The organism is Lysinibacillus zambalensis (assembly GCF_040183165.1).
GTDB classification, from domain to species: Bacteria; Bacillota; Bacilli; order Bacillales_A; family Planococcaceae; genus Lysinibacillus; species Lysinibacillus zambalensis.
In genome coordinates this window covers 1-468 of sequence record NZ_JBEGDG010000106.1, presented here as the reverse complement: position 1 = coordinate 468, position 468 = coordinate 1, and the positions used below count along the sequence as shown (strand labels likewise).

The window sequence follows — 468 nt, the reverse complement described above, 5'->3', positions numbered from 1 at the left end:
CATTTTGTCAATCTAGCAGCAAATATCAAACTAACACGTGAAGAAGTATAAAAAAATGCTGAAGAACATCCTGAGCAGTTAAGTAATAATGTTGTGACGCGTCCGTTAATGCAGGAAATGACATTGCCGGTGCTAGCATTTGTTGGTGGACCAGGGGAGCTTGCCTACTGGGCGACATTGAAGGATGCATTTTCGGTATTTGGCTTACAAATGCCGATTTTTGCTCCGCGTCTTGTTTGAAACATTCAATGCACCGTTTATCCAGTTTTGAAAGAACAATTCATTCTTTCATCAAGGGTTTCAAGATACGAGTAGTTCGAGGAAGCGATGGAGAGAGGGAAGGAGCGTACTCAAGTACGTGACTGACTGAACGACTGAAGCTGACGAAGAAATACGATGTATATTGAAAGCCGAAGAGAGCTTCAAGACACAAGTAGTACAAGGAAGCAAACGAGTGAATGAGGGAGC

Annotated in this window: 1 pseudogene; it reads left to right on the top strand. The window is 42.7% G+C overall.

Annotated features, from left to right (window positions below):
• Nucleotides 1–234: pseudogene (gene bshC, locus ABNX05_RS26235) on the top strand (bacillithiol biosynthesis protein BshC); the annotation flags it as partial.
• Nucleotides 235–468 lie beyond the last annotated feature (234 nt).